Source organism: Thermophilibacter sp., from assembly GCF_966187215.1.
The window spans coordinates 12,913-30,498 of record NZ_CBIFYV010000028.1 but is presented as its reverse complement, the minus strand read 5'-3'; the positions used below and the strand labels follow the sequence as shown (position 1 = coordinate 30,498).

Sequence of the window (17,586 nt, the reverse complement as noted above, 5' to 3'; positions counted from 1 at the left end):
GGGGGGCGGGTCCTAGTCGTCTATCGGGAACTCGTCGCCGATGACGTCGGCCGTGGTCTGGCGCAGCCAGCCGATCGGGTCGTCGAGGCCCGAGAGCACGGGGTGCGCCGCCGCGAGCTCCGCCGTGTAGTCCTTGAGCGCGTAGACCGCGAAGCTCGTGCCGTCGGTGTGCATCACCAGCGGCGTCCACGTGACGTTCTCGACGCTCACGTCGCCGTCGTCGCCGCGCACGAAGTCACAGCCCAGCATCCCCTCGAGTTCGTGCTTGGCGCTCGGGGCGTCGTGGTTGCTCACGAAGTTGCCGAGGGAGTAGGCCACGAGCGTGCGGTTGCCGTCCTTGCCCTCGACCCACTCCACCGGGCCGATGACGTGCGGGTGCGAGCCCAGGACCACGTCCACGCCCAGGTCGGCGAGGTACTGCGCGTACTCGGTCTGGTAGTCGTCGGCCTCCATGAGGTTCTCGGTGCCCCAGTGCATGGCCACGAGCACCACGTCGGCCTGCTCGCGGGCGCGCGCCACGTCGTCGGCGATGCGATCCCTGTCGATGAAGTTGACGGCGTAGTCGGGCAGGTCGGACTGGTCGTAGCCGTTGACGCCGTAGGTGTAGCTGAGCAGCGCGAACGTGATGCCGTTGCGCTCGACGGTGGCGACCTCCGCGGCCTCCTCCTCGCTCGTGGCCGTGCCGGTGAAGGCCACGGGCTGCTGGTTCCACACCGAGCGCGAGTGCTCGTTGGCCCCGAAGTAGCCCCAGTCGTAGGCGTGGTTGGTGGCCGACGCCACCAGGTCGAAGCCGCAGCCCACGATCGCGTCGGCCATCTGGTCGGTGGTGTTGAACGAGGGGTAGCCCTTGGGACCGATGTCGTCCCCGCCGAGGTGCGTCTCCTCGTCCACGTAGGCGAGGTCGGCGGACTCGACGTAGGGGCGCACGTGCTCGTAGACGGCCGAGTAGTCGTAGTCGCCGTCCCCGGCCTCGCCGGCCTGGGCGTCGGCGTAGGCGGCTATCTTGATCTCGGGGAGGTTGTCGCCCACGGCCACGAAGTGCACGGTCGCGGGGCCGGTGGGCTCGGCGGGGGCCGCGGGGTCGCCGGCCGGTGCCGTGAGCGCGCGCACCGCCACCACGACGCCGACGATCGCGACCAGGGCGAGAAGCCCCACGACCAGCCCGCCCGAGCGCGGGCCCCGGCCGTGCCGCCGCCGGCTCCGCCGGTGCGGGACGGGCTGCGCGGACGGCGCGGCCGCCCCCGAGCGGCGCGCGACCTCGCGCGCGGTCACGGGCGTGACGGGCGTCCCGCGCCGGTGCGGGCGGAGCGCGTTGCGATCGGTTCCTCTTGCCATGCGGCCCCCTCTCGACGTTCCCACAACTGTAGCGCTCGCGGCCGGCGCGCGGCGAGCGGACCCCCGGCCACGGATCGAGCGCGGGCCCGTGTCAGGGTTCCGCGAGCCCGTGGCCCCCGCGGCGCGGGCGCGCTAGACTAGCAGGCGAGAGAACCGCGAGACGGGAGGGTCGATGTCGGACGTCCTTGAGCGCTTCATGCGCTACGTGCAGGTCATGTCGCAGTCGGATCCGGACAACATGGGCCAGACGCCCTCGACGAGCTGCCAGCATGACATGGCGCGCGTGCTCGCCGACGAGCTGGCCGCCATCGGGCTCGACGACGTCCGTGCCGACGAGCACGCCTACGTCACGGGGTCGCTGCCCGCGAGCCCGGGCGCCGAGAAGGCCCCGGCCCTTCTGCTCTGCGCCCACATCGACTCTTCGCCCGACGCCCCGGCCGAGGGCGTGCGCCCGCACGTGGTGCGCTACGAGGGCGGTCCGCTCGTGTCCGGCATCGTGGACGGCGCGCCGGTCCAGACCACGCCCGACCAGGTCCCCGACCTGAACGACCTGGTGGGCCAGGACATCGTCTGCTCCGACGGCACCACGCTGCTCTCGGCCGACGACAAGGCCGGCGTGGCCGAGATCTGCGCGCTGCTCGCCCGCCTGGCCGCCAACCCCGAGCTGCCGCACCCCCGCATCGTGGCGGCCTTCGTGCCGGACGAGGAGATCGGCCACGGCGCGGCGCTGCTCGATGTGGAGGGCCTCGGCGCGCGCTGGGGCTACACCGTGGACGGCGAGACGCTGGGCGACTTCAACTACGAGTGCTTCTCGGCCGCGCAGGCCACCGTCACCGTGCGCGGCGTGATGGTGCACCCCGGCTGGGCCAAGGACGTGATGGTCAACGCCGTCACCGTTGCCGGCGAGTTCATGCAGATGCTCCCCGCCGCAGAGCGTCCCGAGCACACGGAGGGCCGCGAGGGCTACTACTATCCCAACGAGATCCGCGGCGACGCCTCGGAGGTCACGCTCGTCTGCAACCTGCGCGACTTCGACGCCGACGCCTTCGCGCGCCGCGAGGCCGTGCTGCGCGAGATCGCTGCCTTCCTCAACGACCGCTACGGCGAGGGCACCGTCACGGTGGAGGTGCGCCAGCAGTACCGCAACATGTACGAGCGCTTTGGCGCGGACGAGCAGGTCCTCATCGACTACGCGCTCGAGGCCAACCGCGAGGTGGGCATCGAGCCGCGCGTCACGGCGGCACGCGGCGGCACCGACGGCGCCGAGCTCACGTTCCGCGGGCTGCCGTGCCCCAACATCGCCACGGGCGGCTACAACGCCCACTCCGTGCGCGAGTTCGTGCCCGTGCGCGCGCTCGAGCTGACGGTGGACCTGCTCGAGCGTCTCGTGGCCAAGTTCGCCGCCGACGGCGCCGCCGGGGCGGGGGCGTAGCGTGCGCGTGGCCGTCCTTCTCGCCGTGGCGGTGCTGGTGCCGCTCGTCGCGCTCGTGCTCGAGCACGCGGGCAACGTCCGCATCTCGGAGCGCCACCACAGCCACCACGACACCTATGCGGTGCCCGCCTCGTTCACGCGCGCGCTCGTGCTCGCGATGGTGTTCATGGCGGTGCTCGGGCTCGTGATGGCGTGGCTGAGCTGGGAGGGCGCGCTCGACGCCTCGCTCGAGCTCGTGCTGGGCTTCACCGACGCGTTTCTCGTCACCTGCTGCGCGCTGTGGGCCGCGCTGTGCCGCTACCGCGTCTCGACGTTCGACGGCTGCATGGCCGTCACGCCGCTCGTGGGCCGGCGCGTGTGGATCCGCTACGCGGAGATCGACCACCTCGAGTGGGCGGGCCTGCGCAACGAGTCGGGCTTCCGCAACCTCGTGGTGCACGTGGAGGGGCGCCGCCCCGTCACGCTGTACGGCATCGTTGACATCGAGCAGCTCATCATGAGCATCGACCGCTTTGACCTGCTGCCCCGGAGCGCCTAGGAGGCCCCATGATCAAGCTCGTCCTCTCGGACATGGACAACACCCTCGTCCCGCTCGGCGCGCGTCACGTGTCGTCGCGCACCGTCGACGCCATCCACGCCGTGATCGAGTCGGGCGTGCGCTTTGGCCCCGACACCGGGCGCGACTACGTGGAGCTCATGCGCTTCTTCCGCATGGACGAGTCGTGCTTCATGACCGGCATCTTCTCCAACGGCAAGCGCGTGCGCGCCGATGGCGCCTACGTCAGCACCACCCTGCTCGACCACGACGCCCTCGTGCGCATCGACCAAGCCCTGCGCGGCGAGAAGGGCATGTTCCTCGTCTGCTACCCCGTTGACACCAACCTGCTCAACCCCGCCTACGGCGTGGGCGTCACGAGCGCCGAGCTGGCGGTCTTCGAGGCGCGCACCGGCTTCAACGGCGGCGTGGTGGACGAGGTCCCCGACATCGACTTCGTGGCCGCCACGATCGCCTGCCCGGGCGGCCCCGAGCGCATGGAGCGCTGCCGCCAGGTGGTGGCCGAGGCGGCGCCCGAGATGAGGATCGTCTCGCCGATCCCGGAGTGGTTCGACGTCCTGCCGCGCGACGTCTCCAAGGCGGCGGGCCTCGACGTGCTCCTCGACGCGCTGGACGTGGACCTCGACGAGGTTCTCGTCTTCGGCGACGCCGAGAACGACCTGGAGATCATGCGCAAGGTCCCGCACTCGGTGGCCGTGGCCAACGCCACGCCCGAGGTTGCCGCCGCCGCGTGCCACCACGTGGGCGCCTGCGCCGACGAGGGCGTGGCCGACGCGCTGCTCGAGGTCGTGCGCGCCAACGCCGCCGGCGAGGACCCGTCGTTCTTTGCCGCGTCCTGAGCGGGGCCGGCCTCCAAGGGCAATAACGCGCAGAATCGGACATGCGCGTTATTTTGACCTGCGGATATAGAAAGCTGTGCTTGATTCTGCGCGTTATCGGCCCGGCGAGAAGGACCCGGGCCCGTCTGGCCGTTCCGCTTGCGCCGGCGCGGCGGGTGGGGTATAACTCTGCCCACGCCCCGAGCGCGAGCGCTTGAGGCGGCCGTCAAGGACGACGGCTGCGCGACACAATCTAATGAGATATGGCCTCGTGGTGGCAACCCTGGGACAGCTGTGCCCAGAGGTGCCGCCATGGGGCCTTTTTCTGTCGAGAAACGCGCCCCGTCGCTCCTTGACAGCCGCATACCGCCTCCCTGGGCAAGGGTCCGAGCGCGCCACGCGATGACGGCCCTCGAGGGGAGGCGGCCGAACAAGCACTCAAGCACAACCGAAAGGGGGCACACCATGTCCGAACCCATTCATCAGCGCATCCCCCTCGAGCGGCGCCTGACCGACGTGCGCTCGGGGACCCTCCTGCCGTCCACGGCGCGCGCGATCGCGCTCGAGCTGGCGCTGACGCCCGCCACGGCCGTCCGCCCGGACGACCCCGCGATCGGCCGCGAGCTGGACGGCCTCGCGCGGATCGAGGCGACCGACCGGCTGAACCCCGCCGTCCGGTGCGGCTGGGACGTCGACCGCTCCTGCCTCGCCTCGGCGGCCTGGGCCATCGACTGCGCGTTCCGCCTGCGCGACAGGGCGCGGCCGGGATCCGACGTGCGCCGCGGCTTCGCCCGCAGCGCCGCGCGGGCCACCGAGACGCTCTCGGAGCTCGTCGAGCCCGTGGTCACGAGCCGGCTCGCTTGGTTCGCCGCTCCGGGCGCGGACGGCGGCGAGCCCTGGGACGGCGCGAGCGCCAACCAGCTCTTCCTGCGCGCGGGCGAGAGGGACGACGACGTCGTCGCCGCGACGCCCCGGCAGGTCTCGAGCGTGCGCGGCCTCTGCCTGCTCACGGTGGGCCAGCTCTACGACGCGGTCGGCCAGCTGGTCGCCGAGCGCGGCGCCGCGCGCACCATCGGCCGCCGTCCGCCGGCGGGCTGGGAGGGCCGGCGCGTCCTCTCGTGCCTGTATGACGCCCGGGCCGAGGTGGGCGAGCGCGAGCGCGCCGAGCTTTTGCGCCCGGTGCTCGTGTCGCCACTCGCCGAGCTCTGGGCCTCGGGCGCCCTGCGCGGCCTTTCGCGCGAGCGCGCTGGGCGGGAGCGTGCCGCGAGCGAGCTCGAGCGCCGGCTGGCCGCGCGCTGAGGCCCTTCTCGCCGGCCGCGCCGCGGCCGAGCCCACAACCACAAACCCAACCGAAGGGAGAAACCCCATGACCACCTATCCCGCGATCCCGTCCGTGCTGCGCGAGTCGAGCCGGGGCGTCGAGCGCGTGAGCGTCTACGACGAGATGCTCGCCCGCCGCGAGGTCTCCGTGCTCGGCGAGATCGACCAGTCGCTCGCGCACCTCGTCTGCCAGCTCGTCCGTCACCTCGAGGCGACCGACGCCGAGGCGCCGATCACCGTCTTCGTGGACAGCCCCGGCGGCTCCGTCAGCGCGGGCCTCGCGATCTTTGACCTGCTGCGCTGCGTGAGCTGTCCCGTTACCACGGTCTGCGTGGGCTGCGCCGCCTCGATGGGCGCCGTGGTCTTCGCGGCCGGCGACGAGCGCGCCATGTACCCGCACGCCGAGCTCATGGTCCACGACCCGCTCATCCCGAGCGGCGCCGGAGGCAGCGCGCTCTCGGTCCGGGAGACGAGCCGCCGCCTCATGTCCACGCGCCGTACGCTCAACACGATCCTGGCCGAGCGCAGCGGCCTCACGCTGCGCCGCGTGCAGCAGCTCACCGGCCGCGACACCTATCTCGACGCCGAGCGCGCGCTCGAGCTGGGCTTTGCCACCCGCATCGTCACCTCCCGAAAGGAGCTCTAGATGACCGAGACCATCCTCGCCCACGACCGCGCGCTCTCCTGCGACACGCGCGCCACCGGGCTCAACAACAACCTGCTCGTGCTCGGGCCGTCCGGCTCGGGCAAGACCCGTCACGTCCTCAAGCCCAACCTGCTGCAGATGGGCTCGAGCTTCCTGGTGCTCGACACCAAGGGGCTGCTCTGCCGCGAGGTGGGCCCGGTGCCCGCCGCCCACGGCTACGACGTGCAGCGCGTCGACTTCACCGACCTCGACGGCACGGCCGGCGCGCAGGCCGCCCCCTGCGACGCGGAGGCCGTGGGCTACAACCCGCTCGCGCACATCCGCCGCGACCCCGTGACCGGCGCCCCCGTCCAGCAGGACGTCATCTCGGTAGCCAGCTCGATCTGCCCGACCGAGCTGGGCGACGACCCGTTCTGGGAGCACGCGGCCGCCAACTACCTCACCTGCTGCATCGCTTATGCGCTCGAGGAGCTGCCGCCGGCCGAGCAGCACCTGGGCTCGGTTGCGCGCCTCGCGGAGGAGATGGGCGACGGCATGGTTCGCCTCATGGCCGAGCTGGAGGTGAGCCGGCCCGACAGCTACGCGCTGAGCGTCTGGCGGCGAATCAGCGCCTCGCGCTCCGCCGACAGGACCAACGGCTCGATCATGGCGATTCTCGCCGAGAAGCTCATGTGCCTGGCCTTCGGCTCGGCCGTGAGGCTCTACACGCGTCCGCGTCAGGCGGACTTCGCCCGGATGGGCCACGAGCGCGTGGCGCTGTTCGTCACCGTGAGCGACACCGACCGCTCGCTCGACCCGCTGACCAGCCTCTTTGTGACGCAGGCGCTGCAGGGCCTCATGCGCGAGGCCGACCGCTGCCCCGGGGGCCGCCTCCCCGTTCCGGTGCGCCTCATGCTCGACGACTTCTCCAACCTGCGGATCCCCGGCTTCGCGGACGTGATCGCGGTCCTCCGCAGCCGGGAGGTCTGGTGCACGCTGCTGCTCCAGACGGTCTCGCAGCTCGAGGAGCGCTACGGCGACGCCGGCGCGCGGACCATCGCGGGCAACTGCGACGCGCAGCTCGTGCTGGGATTCCAGGACACCCAGACGGCGGCGGCCTACGCCGACCGTGCCGACCGCCCGGCGTCCCGGCTGCTGGCGACGCCGCTCGACCGCGCGTGGCTGTTCGTGCGCGGTCGCGCGGGCGAGCAGGTACGGCGCTACGAGCTCGAGGACCACCCGCTCTACGGCGAGATGCGCGCGGCGGAGCTCGCGGCGCGCCGGCGTGGGGCCGGCGGGCGGGACCGTGCACGCGAGGCCGCGGCATGAGGCACAATGGGGGCGAGAGGGACGGAGGTGGCGCGATGGGCGACGGGCGTGCGCGCGCGAGCGGGCAGATCATCGGGCTCAGGAAGAGCGGCCGGCTCGACGCGGCCCTCGCGCTCGCGCGCCGCGCGCACGCCGCGGACCCGGGCGACGCCGACGTGGCGCTCTCGCTCGGCTGGGTGCTCGCCGACCTGATGGGTCGCGCGCGCGAGGCTGCGGGTGAGGCGCGCATCGGGCGCGTCGCGGAGCTGCTGCGCGAGCTGGCCGGGCTCGGCCTTTCGGGCGCGGGCGCCGCGCGCCTGCGCGCGTCCGTGCTGCGGCAGCTGACGTCGCTCGCGTGGGACCTGGTGCGCGGCGGCAGCCTCGACGAGCTGAGGGCGCTTCTCGCCGCCCTGCGCGAGACGGTTGTCCTGGAGCCCGCCGCGCGGCCGCGCGACGGGGAGGGCGCGGCCGCCGGGCGGCTCGTCGTGACGCCCGAGGAGGCGGAGCCGCTGCTGCGCCCGCTCTTCTCGGCGTTCGGGGACCGTCCGGACGACCTGGCGGACCTGGTGGCGTGGTGCGGCCCCGAGCGCTTTGCCGCGCCGGACGACGTGCGTCGTGGCACGTGGGGGCGGCCGGGCGCGGCGGCCGCGGGCGCAGGAGAGCTCGCCGGCGTCCCGCGCACCCCCATCTACGTGGAGTGGGTCAGCACAAGGCGCGGCGCCGTGGGCGTCACCGCGTACCGCAGCGAGGCGCCGCGCGAGTTTGGCCCGCCCACCGTGAGCATCGAGCGCAGCGTGGTGCCCAGCGCCCGGCTGGCGGGGCTGCTCAGGCCGCACGAGGTCTACGACGCCGTGCTCTCGCCGGACGGGCGCTCGATCCTGGGCACGCCCGAGGTCTGCGCCGACGAGCGCATACGCTCGGTCTTCGTCCGGGGCTTCGAGGGGCGCTTCGAGCGGGTGGGCGCCGACGGTTACGGCTTCGTGCGGCTGCCCGGCGGCACGGCGGCGTCGGGTGACGTCCTGGTTCCGGCGCGCCTGGCCGCGCGCCACGGCGTCGCCGACCGCTCGTGGGTCACGGGCACGGCCGCGGCCGTCTTTCGCGAGGGCGCGGACGGGGCCGAGGGGACCTGGGGCTTTGTGGCGGACGCCGTGGAGCGCGCCGTTCCGCCGACGGACGAGGAGCGGGCCCTGCGCTGGGACCGTCGCCGGAGGCGGTGGGTCGGGCGGGACTAGCTGCGCCCGCCGTCGCGCCAGGCGAGAAACGCCTCGTAGTCGCGCTCGTTCTGGTCCGCGTAGGCGCGCGAGAAGCCCACGAGGGCCTCGGCGAAGGCGTCGGCGTCGGCCAGGTAGGAGGCGATGGCCACCTCGTCGCCGGTGCGCGCGTGTGCGTGCGCGAGGGCGTGGGCGCACAGGCGCGCGACCCCCTCGAGGCTGCCCGGGCCGATCTGGTCGAGGTCGATCGAGCCCTTGCCGTTCCAGAGCTGGCGGACGTAGTAGTCGCGCCGCGCGCCGTCCGGGGCCGTCACGTTGGTCCAGCCGAGCAGGACGTCGGCGGTGGACTGCACGAGGCGCTGGCCCTGCACCACGCGTTCGCCGTGGTGGGCGAAGGGGGCGGGCTGCCAGAAGCGCTCGACCACCGACTCGGTTGCCTCCTTGGCCTGGAGCACGAGCGGGTCGTCGGCGTCCTTGCCCGTGAGCAGCGCCACCCACGCGCGCGTGCCCACGCTGCCCACGCCCACCACCTTGCGCGCGGCGTCGCTCAGGCGGTAGCGGTTGAGCAGGACGCGGCGGTCGTAGGGGAGGCTCTCAAAGTACGCGCTGAGCAGCCCCTCCAGCGAGGCAAAGAGGTCGTCGGGCGTGGCGTAGCCCTGGGTGTCGGCGAGCTCGGACACGGGCACGAGCTCGGGCGGGCGGGAGTCAAAGAGCAGGAAGTCGCCGCTGCGGTGCGCGAGGCGGTCGGCCGCGCGCAGGCTGTCCTTGCCGCGGGCCTTCTCGACGGCGCGGCGCAGCGTGCGCGTGGTCTTGCCCGAGAGCTCGCCCACCAGCTCGTCCACGGCCTGCTCGACGTCGAGGTGGGCGTACCACACGTCGAGCTCGCCCATCCGCGAGAAGCGCCGCATCGAGCGCCGGTACTGGCGCGCGCACGCCTCCACCACGTCGCGGCGCTCGCGCTTGGAGAGGCCGCGGTCGCGCCCGCAGACCTCCAGGCTCGCGGCGAGGCGCAGCACGTCCCACTCCCAGGGGCCGGGCGCCGTCTCGTCGAAGTCGTTGACGTCAAAGACGAGGTGGCGCGTGGGGCTGGCAAAGATGCCGAAGTTGGCCACGTGCGCGTCGCCCACGCACTGCACCTCGATGCCGCTGACGGGCATCGTGGAGAGGTCGCGGGCCATGACGATCGCGGAGCCGCGGTAGAACGTGAAGGGCGAGACGCCCATGCGCTCGTAGCGCAGCGGCACGAGCTCGGGGACGCGCGCGGCAGACTGCTCGGCGAGAAGCGCGAGGACGGCGGCGCTGTCCTCACGCGGGGTCCAGGCACCGAGGGCCTCGATCGGGGCGCTCGCGGCCGCCTCGGCGCCGCGTCGCTCGCGCTGGGCGACCGTGCCGCGCTCGCGGCGGTCGGGCGTGGTCTTCTGCTTCTGTGCCATGGGGCTCCTTCGGCCGGGGGTCTGCGCCCCATTCTCGCACGAGGGCGGGACGCGGGGTGCCGCCGGCGGTTGAGGGCGGGAGGAGACCAAGGAGCGTGCAGCGGCGGTGTATGCCCGTTGGGGCCTCTCGCTCTCGCGCATCGCCTACCACGCCCCGGTTGACGACGCGGGCGTGGCGGTGGCCGAAGTCTGACAGGGTTCGACAAGGTCCGACAGAGGTTCGACAAGATCTCGAGCCGAGGGGCGCGAGCAGGGGGCGCCTTGGTGGCCGAGGTCCGACAAGGTCCGACAGAGGTCCGACAAAGGTCCGACAGGGCCGGGGGCAAGCTACGCGACTGTGTAGTACTGCATGGGATCGTTGGTCGAAGTCCCGTGCCATTCAAGGACTCCTCGCTTCGAGAGTCCCTTGAGCACGCGCGTGGCGGAGCGCTGACTCCTGTCGATAAGCGAGGCAAGCTCCCTCGGGGTCACGCGGCCCCTCGCGTAGGCTGCCTGGACCGCGACGAGCTCGTACTCGCCGAGGCCGTCCAGGACCTCCCGGGAGACCCTGTCCTCGAGGGCGTCCCGCTGCCTGAGGGTCCTCGCGACGATGTTGTTCTCCAGCGTGAGCTGGACCTTCGTCCCGTCTGGCTCGCTGAAGATCGGATCGTTGAGCAGGAACCTCTGCATCTCGGTGTAGATGCGCTTCACGCCCTCGTTGAGCTCCCGGACCCAGCCAAACTCCACGAGCGTACGCGCAATCCTGGGATTTCTCGAGTAGCGTGTCTCACGCATGTTGTCGAGCGTGACGGTGTTGGGGAGCTTGCCCGGGCTCAGGATCTCAAGCCTGTCGTCGTACATGGAGACCCGGATGTAGTCCCCCGCGTAGGCGTAGTCGCGGTGGGTGACGGCGTTGACCAGGCCCTCGAACCAGGCGAACTCGGGGTACTCCGGCACGGTCTGGAACCTTCCGTCACTCCCGAGGAACTGGAACTCCCTCAGCATCCCGGAGATGAGGGAGAAGGCACCGTCGACGACCTTGGGGATGGGCCCGTCGAACGTGACGTCCTTGGTCGTGTTCAGCCGCTCGCCGGTCTCCATCTTGGTCCCGTCGAAGCGGAGCACGCGAACGCGCGCCTGCGGGAGGAAGGCGGCCGGGCACTCGCCGAAGAGCAGGAGCCCCGCCACGGTGAGGCGCCCGTCGCGCATGAAGCGCCTCGCGCGGAGGACCTGCTCGTCGGGGGCGTCCGTGCCGAGGATCTCCTTGTAGCGGGCGAGGACCTCGCGGTCCACGTCCCCGATTCCGGAGTCCTCGACGAGCTCGTCCTCGAAGACGCGCTGGTTCTTGTCGTACTCGAGCGCGCGTATCTGCTCATAACCCAATGTCTTGCTCTGGTCGCCCTGCCGCAGGAACACCGCTCCGTCCTTGCGCCGCGTGATGACGCGGTTGGTCGACGGCTCGACGTCCATGACGAGCACGAAGTCGTCCTCGCCGGAGGCGTTGGTGACGGGCACGCGCGTGCAGGAGACGTCGGGCGCCGGGGAGCAGTCGGAGATGGCGCACTGCTCGAAGCGCTCGGGATCGCGGGAACCCTGGCGAGCGAAGCCGGTCACGGCCCCGTCGTCCTCTACGCCCACGACGATCTTTCCGCCCGATGCGTTGGCGAAGGCCACCACGTGCCGGGCGAGGTCCTCCGGCTTTATTCTCGCGCTCTTGCGGTCAAAGTAGTGGTTCTCCTTTATGGAGGAGAGCACTTCGATATTGTTTGTGACGACGGGGCTCTGCATCCGTCCACCCCCAGGAGGCGCTGCTGCATGACGGTCGGCAACTCCAACAAAAGCATTTCTCTCATGCAGACACACGTACATGCACCTAAGGGCACAAGAACAAGAAAAAAGCCCAGAAGCCATAGCTTCTGGGCCGAGCATTTGGTCGCGGGGGCAGGATTTGAACCTACGACCTTCGGGTTATGAGCCCGACGAGCTACCAGACTGCTCCACCCCGCACTATGGTGCACTTCGTGCGTGCAAGAAATAACTATACCGACCCAGCGCTCCTCTCGCAAGGTCTTTTTCGATTGTGGACGCTTCTCCACAATCCGTGTCCGCCCGGCCCGCTCCCCGAGGACGTCCCCGACCCAGGCCGAAAGCCCGCGCGTGCCCCTGGCGACGCACGATACGCTGCGCTACACGTTTTGCCCGACCAACGTAAAGGAGCACTTACATGAACCGACTCGCAGACAAGGTCGCCGTCGTCACCGGGGCAAACTCCGGCGTCGGCGCCACCATCGCCAAGCTCTTCGCCGCCGAGGGGGCCAAGGTCGTCATGAGCGCCCGCCGCGCCGCCGCGCTCGAGGAGGTCGCCGCGCAGATCGCCGAGGCCGGCGGCGAGGCGTTCGTGGTCCCCACGGACATCTCCAAGCCCGACGACCCCGAGAACCTCATGACCGCCGCCGTGGAGCGGTACGGCAGGATCGACGTTCTCGTCAACAACGCGGGCGTGCTCGAGGCGGGCCTCAAGCCCATCGACCGCTACACCGACGAGGACCTCGACCGCATCGTCGAGACCAACCAGAAGGGCACCATGCGCTGCATGCGCGCCGCCACCAAGCGCATGACCAGCGGCGCCTCCGTGGTCAACATCGCCTCGGTCGCCGGTGAGAAGGGCTGTGGCGGCGCGGCGTACGTCTCGTCCAAGGCGGCCGTCATCGGCATCACCAAGCACACCGCCCTGCGCTTCCAGGCCACGGGCATCCGCTGCAACGCCATCTGCCCCGGCACCATTGTCACGCCGATGGTCGCCGGCATGGACCCCTCCACGCTCGACCCGGACATGATCGGCGCCATGGCCGCCCACTCCAACATGCAGACGCAGCCCTGCACGCCTGAGGACGTGGCCAACATCGCGCTGTTCCTCGCGAGCGACGAGTCGCGCGCGATCACCGGCCAGATCATCGTGAGCGACTTCGGCTCCATGCTCTAGGGCCTCTCGCTGGCACGAGCCGAGGGGCGCGGCGTCCATCTGACGCGCCCCTCGGTCCTCTGTTGTCGACTATGTACACTCGCTTCGGGTATGTACACTCCTACGGGGTGGCACGTCTACAAATCCCCAGGTCAGATGGGTGACGAGAAGAGCAGTACGGACGTCGGGGTGTACATACCCGAAGCGGGTGTACATACCCGTCACTTGGCTCGCGCGAGGCGAGGGCGTTCGGCCTGCGTCCTTCTCGCCGCACGGTTCTTTGCGCGTCGGTTTCCGGCGTGCGGCCGCGTGTTGCGAGACGGCGTCCAACGTTTCGACCCGCGTGCGAGCGCGTAAACAGGTCATGCCCCGGCGATACCACCTCTCTCGGTCAGTGCGACCATCGGTCGCGTTTTCAGGTAGGAAAGACCGAGGAGGCCGCCATGTACGACACGGGCTCAACCGCCTTCATGCTCGTCTGCACGATGCTCGTCCTGCTCATGACGCCGGGGCTGGCGTTCTTCTACGGCGGGCTCTCGCGCCGCAAGAACGTGGTCAACACGATGCTCATGACCTTCGCCGCCATCGGCGTGGTGGGGCTCGTGTGGGTGGTCGCGGGATGGTCGTTCGCCTACGGGGGCGACGGCTCGCTCTCGTGGTTCGGAGGGTTCGACCAGCTCGGGCTCACTGGCGTGGTCTCGGGGGTGCTCGAGGAGGGCGCGGCGGTCCCCGACGGCACCGTCTACCCGAGCGTCATTGACATCACGTTCCAGATGGCCTTCGCGATGATCACCGCCGCCATCGTCACCGGCTCGGTGGCCGGGCGCATGCGCTTCGGCGCCGTGTGCGCGTTCCTCGTGGTGTGGGCGCTCGTGGTCTACGCGCCGCTCGCGCACATGGTCTGGGGCGGCGACGGCTCGCTGATCGGCGACGTGATCGGCGCGCTCGACTTTGCCGGCGGCGACGTGGTGCACATCAGCTCCGGCGTGACGGGCCTCACCCTGTGCCTGTTCCTCGGCCGGCGCAAGGGCTTCGGCCTCAAGAGCTACCGCCCGCACAACGTGCCGTTCGTCGCGCTGGGCGCGGGCCTGCTGTGGTTCGGGTGGTTCGGCTTCAACGGCGGCTCGGAGTTCGCGGCCGACGGCGTGGCCGCGCTCGCGATCCTCAACACCGTGGTCTCCAGCGCGGCGGGGCTGGCCTCGTGGCTGGTGGTCGAGCGCGTGGCCACCGGCAAGCCCACGCTCGTGGGCGCCTGTACGGGCCTCGTCGCCGGTCTCGTCGTGGTGACGCCGGGCGCGGGCTTCGTGGAGCCGTGGGCCGCCGTGGTCATGGGGCTTCTCGTCTCTCCCGTCTGCTACCTGGCGATCTCGCACCTTAAGGCGCGCGTGGGCTACGACGACGCGCTCGACGCCTTTGGCTGCCACGGGGTGGGCGGCATCCTGGGCGGCATCCTCACGGGGCTCTTCTGCGTGCCCGAGCTGTCGTGGACGGGCAAGGGCGGCCTGCTCTACACCGGCGACCCGTCGCTGCTGCTGAGCCAGCTCGCGGGCATCGCGGTGACGCTCGTCATCGTGGTCGTGCTCGACCTGGCGATCGTGGCCGCGGTGCGCGCCGTCTTCCGCGGGCGCCTGCGCGTCAGCGAGCACGACGAGGCGCTCGGCCTCGACGTGGCCCAGCACGGCGAGAGCGCCTACCCCGCCTACACCGGCCTCGACTCCTAAGGAGAGAGCATGAAGAAGGTAACCGCCGTCATCCGCCCCGAGAAGCTCGAGGAGCTCAAGGACGCGCTCAACGAGAAGGGCAGCCACGGCATGACCGTCTACGAGGTCATGGGGTGCGGCAGCCAGCACGGCTGGACCGAGTACTACCGCGGCTCGGAGGTCATGCTCAACATGATCCCCAAGGTCAAGGTCGAGCTCGTCATCAACAACGCGCAGGTGGAGGACATGATCGACCTCATCTGCCGGGTGGCGCGCACCGGAGAGGTGGGCGACGGCAAGATCTTCGTCTACCCGGTCGAGGAGTGCGTGCGCATCCGAACCGGCGAGCGGGGCGTCAAGGCGGTGTAGGCGCGCCGCCCACGCGGGCGGCGCGGGGCGCGGCCTACAGGTCCGCCGCGGTGACGATCTCCTGGGGGATGAGGCGGGCGTTGTCCACCACGGCGCGCAGGTAGGCGGCCTCATCGGCACTGAGGTCGGCCTCGAGGAGCTCGAGCCCGTGCGCGGGGACGGTGCGCTGGTCGGTGCCCTCGTTGTCCAGGGGGTCGGGGAAGCGGTCCATCGCGCGACGCAGCATGAGGCGGTAGGCGGCCGTGAACGGGCGCACCTCGAAGCGGCCGTCGGCCATCTCGTGCAGCTTGTCGAGGATGGAGATCCCGGCGCGGTCGATGTCGCCCCAGTAGAGCACGCAGACGCTCTCGGCGTCCAGCGTCGCGATGAGGTCGGGCAGCTTGTGCGGGTCGTCGACGATGTAGCCGTTGCCAAAAACCACGCCGTGGACGCGCTCGCCGAGCAGACGCTTGCGGCCGTCGCGGTACAGGGCGTTGCGCATGTTGACCCAGGGGTCGAGGTTCTCGGACACCACGAGTCGCATGTGGCGATGGCGCTTGGGGATGTGGTGCATCAGGTCGAGGCGGACCTGCGGGCGGCTGCTCACGATGTCCGAGAGGCCCATCAGGTGCAGGAGCTTGCGGCCGTCCGACTCCAGCGCGAGGAACTTCTCGTCGCCGAAGACCTGGTAGGAGAGCTCGCGGACGCTGAGGGTGCCGTCGCCGAGCGCGGGCTTGCCGGCGAGCGCCGCGTCGAGCGCGCGCAGCTCGCGCTCGTAGAGGACGAAGGCATCGGGCGAGCTGAGCAGCCACCCGTTGATCCACAGGCGCGGGTCGAGGCTCACGATCTGGCGACGGACCTCGTTGAGCTCGGGGGTCTGCTTGCGCACGCAGTCGAGGTGGGAGAGGCTGCGGTTCTCGCGCCGGCTGGGCGCGCGGCGGGAAGCGCGCTCGATGGGGGCGTCGGAGCCGGCGTCGGCGTCGGGCGTCGGGGCGCCTTCGGCGTCGCCGTCGGGGGTGCCGGGGAGGACGAGCTCGTAGCCGCCGTTGTCCGGCATCACCGCGAGCACGCCGAGGTCGATGAGGGCGCCGATGGTGCGGTCGTCCCCGTCGTAGCGCGCGACGACGGTGCGGATGTCCTTCTCGGGAATCGGGTTCTGGCGCAGGCGCACGAGCCCGCTCGCGATGCCGCCCGCGTTGCCGCGCTGGTCCGCGGGGAGCTCCTTGCCCAGGAGCTTGGCCAGCGCCACGACGGCCGCCTGCTCCTGCTCGGTGAGTTTCTTTGCCATGGGTGCCTTTCGTGGGGTGCGAGATTCGTTACCAAAAGCATACCGCGACGGGGAGGGGCAGTGCCATCCGTCCGCGTGTTAACGCGAGGGGCGACGCGGTTGTGGGCTCGGACGGACGGCTGGGACGACCGAAAAGTGTGCAATTTGCCCGTTTCTTACACAGAATTGCGGACTGTCGTGCAATCGAGCGCTTTCTTACACGGATTATGGACGACTCGAGGAGTATCCGGGCGTTAATTAACACTCCTATATCCTTTCTACCTGCGGAGACAGCGATATAGACAGTTAAATCATGGGAAAGATATCTCTGGAAGCTAGAACCCCCTGTGTAACAAGTCGACCTATTGCATGGATGGTCCCCTGTTTGTGTAACGAACAGCGTTATTGCACGGATTTTCGGCCAACCGGAGTTATAGCGTGTCTCGTCGTCTGCGCCTCCCGTCACATTAGCTCCCAGCTAATGAAATCAATCTGCGTCTTCACAAGAATGGGACTCGTCCGTTGAAGAGCGGCGCCGCGCGCGCCGGAAGGAAGGTGCAGAGGATGAGCGAGAAGAGGGGCACATCGGTCATGGCAATCGTGGGACTGGTGCTGGGCATCATCGCAGCGGTGTCCTCGTGGGTCCCAATCGTGAACAACCTGAGCTTTGTGATCGGGGCCATCGGCTTGGTGCTGGCCATCGTCGGTCTGGTGGGGACGTTGCGCGGCAAGCGGTCGGGCAAGGGTCTCGCGGTTGCGGCTGTCGTGGTGAACGTGGTGGCGCTCGTGGTGGTCCTCGCGAGTCAGAGCGCCATGAGCGCGGCTATCGACGATGCGACGAGCGGCCCTGACGTCACGGGCGTGAGCTCCTCTGAGGGAGCTGACGGTCAGCAGGATGGTTCCGACGAGCAGGCAACCACTGACCTCGCTCCCGGCGCATCCATTAGCCTCGACAATGGGCTCACGGTTACGGTCGACTCAGTCGAGACGGGCATCACCAACTATGATGGCTCAGCCCTAGTGGCCGCGCATGTGACGTACGTCAACAACGGTGATGAGCCGGCAGCCTACAATACGTATGACTGGAAGGGCGAGGATGCCAACGGCGCTCAGGAATACACGACCTACTACAGCGAGGCGACCGACGACCTCTCGTCCGGCACGCTTGCCGCCGGTGGGACCAAGTCCGGCACCGTCTACTTCGTCGAGGGCACGGTCAAGATCCTGTACTTCGGCTCCATGCTCAGTGACTCGCCGTCGGCGAGCTGGGACGTTGCGTAGGATGGGCCACC

15 protein-coding genes and 1 tRNA gene are annotated in these 17,586 nt (G+C 70.3%); 11 read left to right on the top strand and 5 right to left on the bottom strand.

The annotated features are described in order from the left end of the window. Positions 1-12 precede the first annotated feature (12 nt). Positions 13-1,335, bottom strand: a complete 1,323-nt coding sequence (locus ACWTSU_RS02760; RefSeq protein ID WP_455138350.1) for a CapA family protein — start codon at positions 1,333-1,335, stop codon at positions 13-15. 172 nt (positions 1,336-1,507) lie between these two features. On the opposite strand from ACWTSU_RS02760, the gene pepT reads away from it, so the two are divergent. The 7 genes from pepT (at position 1,508) to ACWTSU_RS02725 (ending at position 8,626) form a co-directional block, all read left to right on the top strand. After that, entirely contained in the window at positions 1,508-2,767 is a 1,260-nt protein-coding gene (gene pepT / locus ACWTSU_RS02755) for a peptidase T (protein ID WP_455138349.1), read from the top strand. A 1-nt stretch (position 2,768) separates the two neighbouring features. After that, the gene (locus ACWTSU_RS02750; RefSeq protein WP_455138348.1) at positions 2,769-3,305 is read left to right on the top strand and encodes a hypothetical protein; all 537 of its coding nucleotides are present in this window, start codon (positions 2,769-2,771) and stop codon (positions 3,303-3,305) included. 8 nt (positions 3,306-3,313) lie between these two features. After that, positions 3,314-4,162 (top strand): HAD family hydrolase, encoded by an 849-nt coding sequence (locus tag ACWTSU_RS02745; RefSeq protein ID WP_455138347.1) that lies wholly within the window; start codon positions 3,314-3,316, stop codon positions 4,160-4,162. Between the two features lie 444 nt (positions 4,163-4,606). Continuing rightward, complete coding sequence (locus ACWTSU_RS02740; RefSeq protein ID WP_455138346.1) at positions 4,607-5,440, top strand: hypothetical protein; 834 nt, start codon at positions 4,607-4,609, stop codon at positions 5,438-5,440. Between the two features lie 67 nt (positions 5,441-5,507). Beyond that, on the top strand, positions 5,508-6,107 hold the full coding sequence (locus tag ACWTSU_RS02735) for a ClpP family protease (RefSeq protein WP_455138345.1): 600 nt from the start codon (positions 5,508-5,510) through the stop codon (positions 6,105-6,107). Further along, positions 6,108-7,415 (top strand): type IV secretory system conjugative DNA transfer family protein, encoded by a 1,308-nt coding sequence (locus tag ACWTSU_RS02730; protein WP_455138344.1) that lies wholly within the window; start codon positions 6,108-6,110, stop codon positions 7,413-7,415. A 35-nt stretch (positions 7,416-7,450) separates the two neighbouring features. Then, positions 7,451-8,626, top strand: coding sequence for a hypothetical protein (locus tag ACWTSU_RS02725; RefSeq protein ID WP_455138343.1), 1,176 nt, complete (start codon positions 7,451-7,453; stop codon positions 8,624-8,626). Here ACWTSU_RS02725 and ACWTSU_RS02720 read toward each other — a convergent pair. From ACWTSU_RS02720 to ACWTSU_RS02710, 3 genes are all read right to left on the bottom strand, one after another. Further along, positions 8,623-10,038 (bottom strand): DUF2252 domain-containing protein, encoded by a 1,416-nt coding sequence (locus ACWTSU_RS02720; protein WP_455138342.1) that lies wholly within the window; start codon positions 10,036-10,038, stop codon positions 8,623-8,625. The two genes, ACWTSU_RS02725 and ACWTSU_RS02720, sit on opposite strands and share 4 nt — an antisense overlap. Before the next feature lie 327 nt (positions 10,039-10,365). After that, on the bottom strand, positions 10,366-11,772 hold the full coding sequence (locus ACWTSU_RS02715) for an ATP-binding protein (protein WP_455138341.1): 1,407 nt from the start codon (positions 11,770-11,772) through the stop codon (positions 10,366-10,368). A gap of 175 nt (positions 11,773-11,947) precedes the next feature. Then, a tRNA-Met gene (locus ACWTSU_RS02710) sits at positions 11,948-12,024 on the bottom strand. 217 nt (positions 12,025-12,241) lie between these two features. Between ACWTSU_RS02710 and ACWTSU_RS02705 the strand changes: the two genes are divergently transcribed. The 3 genes from ACWTSU_RS02705 to ACWTSU_RS02695 all read left to right on the top strand — a co-directional run bounded on the left by ACWTSU_RS02705 (position 12,242) and on the right by ACWTSU_RS02695 (position 15,048). Further along, positions 12,242-13,000, top strand: coding sequence for an SDR family NAD(P)-dependent oxidoreductase (locus tag ACWTSU_RS02705; protein WP_455138340.1), 759 nt, complete (start codon positions 12,242-12,244; stop codon positions 12,998-13,000). A gap of 422 nt (positions 13,001-13,422) precedes the next feature. Then, complete coding sequence (locus ACWTSU_RS02700; RefSeq protein WP_455138339.1) at positions 13,423-14,700, top strand: ammonium transporter; 1,278 nt, start codon at positions 13,423-13,425, stop codon at positions 14,698-14,700. A gap of 9 nt (positions 14,701-14,709) precedes the next feature. Then, positions 14,710-15,048, top strand: coding sequence for a P-II family nitrogen regulator (locus ACWTSU_RS02695; RefSeq protein ID WP_455138338.1), 339 nt, complete (start codon positions 14,710-14,712; stop codon positions 15,046-15,048). Between the two features lie 34 nt (positions 15,049-15,082). Here ACWTSU_RS02695 and ACWTSU_RS02690 read toward each other — a convergent pair whose 3' ends face one another. Then, positions 15,083-16,315 carry a Wadjet anti-phage system protein JetD domain-containing protein gene (locus ACWTSU_RS02690; RefSeq protein ID WP_455138337.1) on the bottom strand — a complete coding sequence of 411 codons (1,233 nt, stop codon included), beginning with the start codon at positions 16,313-16,315 and terminating at the stop codon, positions 15,083-15,085. A 543-nt stretch (positions 16,316-16,858) separates the two neighbouring features. Here ACWTSU_RS02690 and ACWTSU_RS02685 point away from each other — a divergent pair. Then, positions 16,859-17,575, top strand: coding sequence for a DUF4352 domain-containing protein (locus tag ACWTSU_RS02685; RefSeq protein ID WP_455138336.1), 717 nt, complete (start codon positions 16,859-16,861; stop codon positions 17,573-17,575). Positions 17,576-17,586 lie beyond the last annotated feature (11 nt).

Bases quoted from the DNA above. Each gene is read 5' to 3' on its own strand.
- ACWTSU_RS02690 (WP_455138337.1), bottom strand. From the start codon at position 16,315: ATGGCAAAGAAACTCACCGAGCAGGAGCAGGCGGCCGTCGTGGCGCTG.
- ACWTSU_RS02760 (WP_455138350.1), bottom strand. From the start codon at position 1,335: ATGGCAAGAGGAACCGATCGCAACGCGCTCCGCCCGCACCGGCGCGGG.
- pepT (WP_455138349.1), top strand. From the start codon at position 1,508: ATGTCGGACGTCCTTGAGCGCTTCATGCGCTACGTGCAGGTCATGTCG.
- ACWTSU_RS02745 (WP_455138347.1), top strand. From the start codon at position 3,314: ATGATCAAGCTCGTCCTCTCGGACATGGACAACACCCTCGTCCCGCTC.
- ACWTSU_RS02725 (WP_455138343.1), top strand. From the start codon at position 7,451: ATGGGCGACGGGCGTGCGCGCGCGAGCGGGCAGATCATCGGGCTCAGG.
- ACWTSU_RS02735 (WP_455138345.1), top strand. From the start codon at position 5,508: ATGACCACCTATCCCGCGATCCCGTCCGTGCTGCGCGAGTCGAGCCGG.
- ACWTSU_RS02730 (WP_455138344.1), top strand. From the start codon at position 6,108: ATGACCGAGACCATCCTCGCCCACGACCGCGCGCTCTCCTGCGACACG.
- ACWTSU_RS02700 (WP_455138339.1), top strand. From the start codon at position 13,423: ATGTACGACACGGGCTCAACCGCCTTCATGCTCGTCTGCACGATGCTC.
- ACWTSU_RS02720 (WP_455138342.1), bottom strand. From the start codon at position 10,038: ATGGCACAGAAGCAGAAGACCACGCCCGACCGCCGCGAGCGCGGCACG.
- ACWTSU_RS02740 (WP_455138346.1), top strand. From the start codon at position 4,607: ATGTCCGAACCCATTCATCAGCGCATCCCCCTCGAGCGGCGCCTGACC.
- ACWTSU_RS02705 (WP_455138340.1), top strand. From the start codon at position 12,242: ATGAACCGACTCGCAGACAAGGTCGCCGTCGTCACCGGGGCAAACTCC.
- ACWTSU_RS02685 (WP_455138336.1), top strand. From the start codon at position 16,859: ATGAGCGAGAAGAGGGGCACATCGGTCATGGCAATCGTGGGACTGGTG.
- ACWTSU_RS02695 (WP_455138338.1), top strand. From the start codon at position 14,710: ATGAAGAAGGTAACCGCCGTCATCCGCCCCGAGAAGCTCGAGGAGCTC.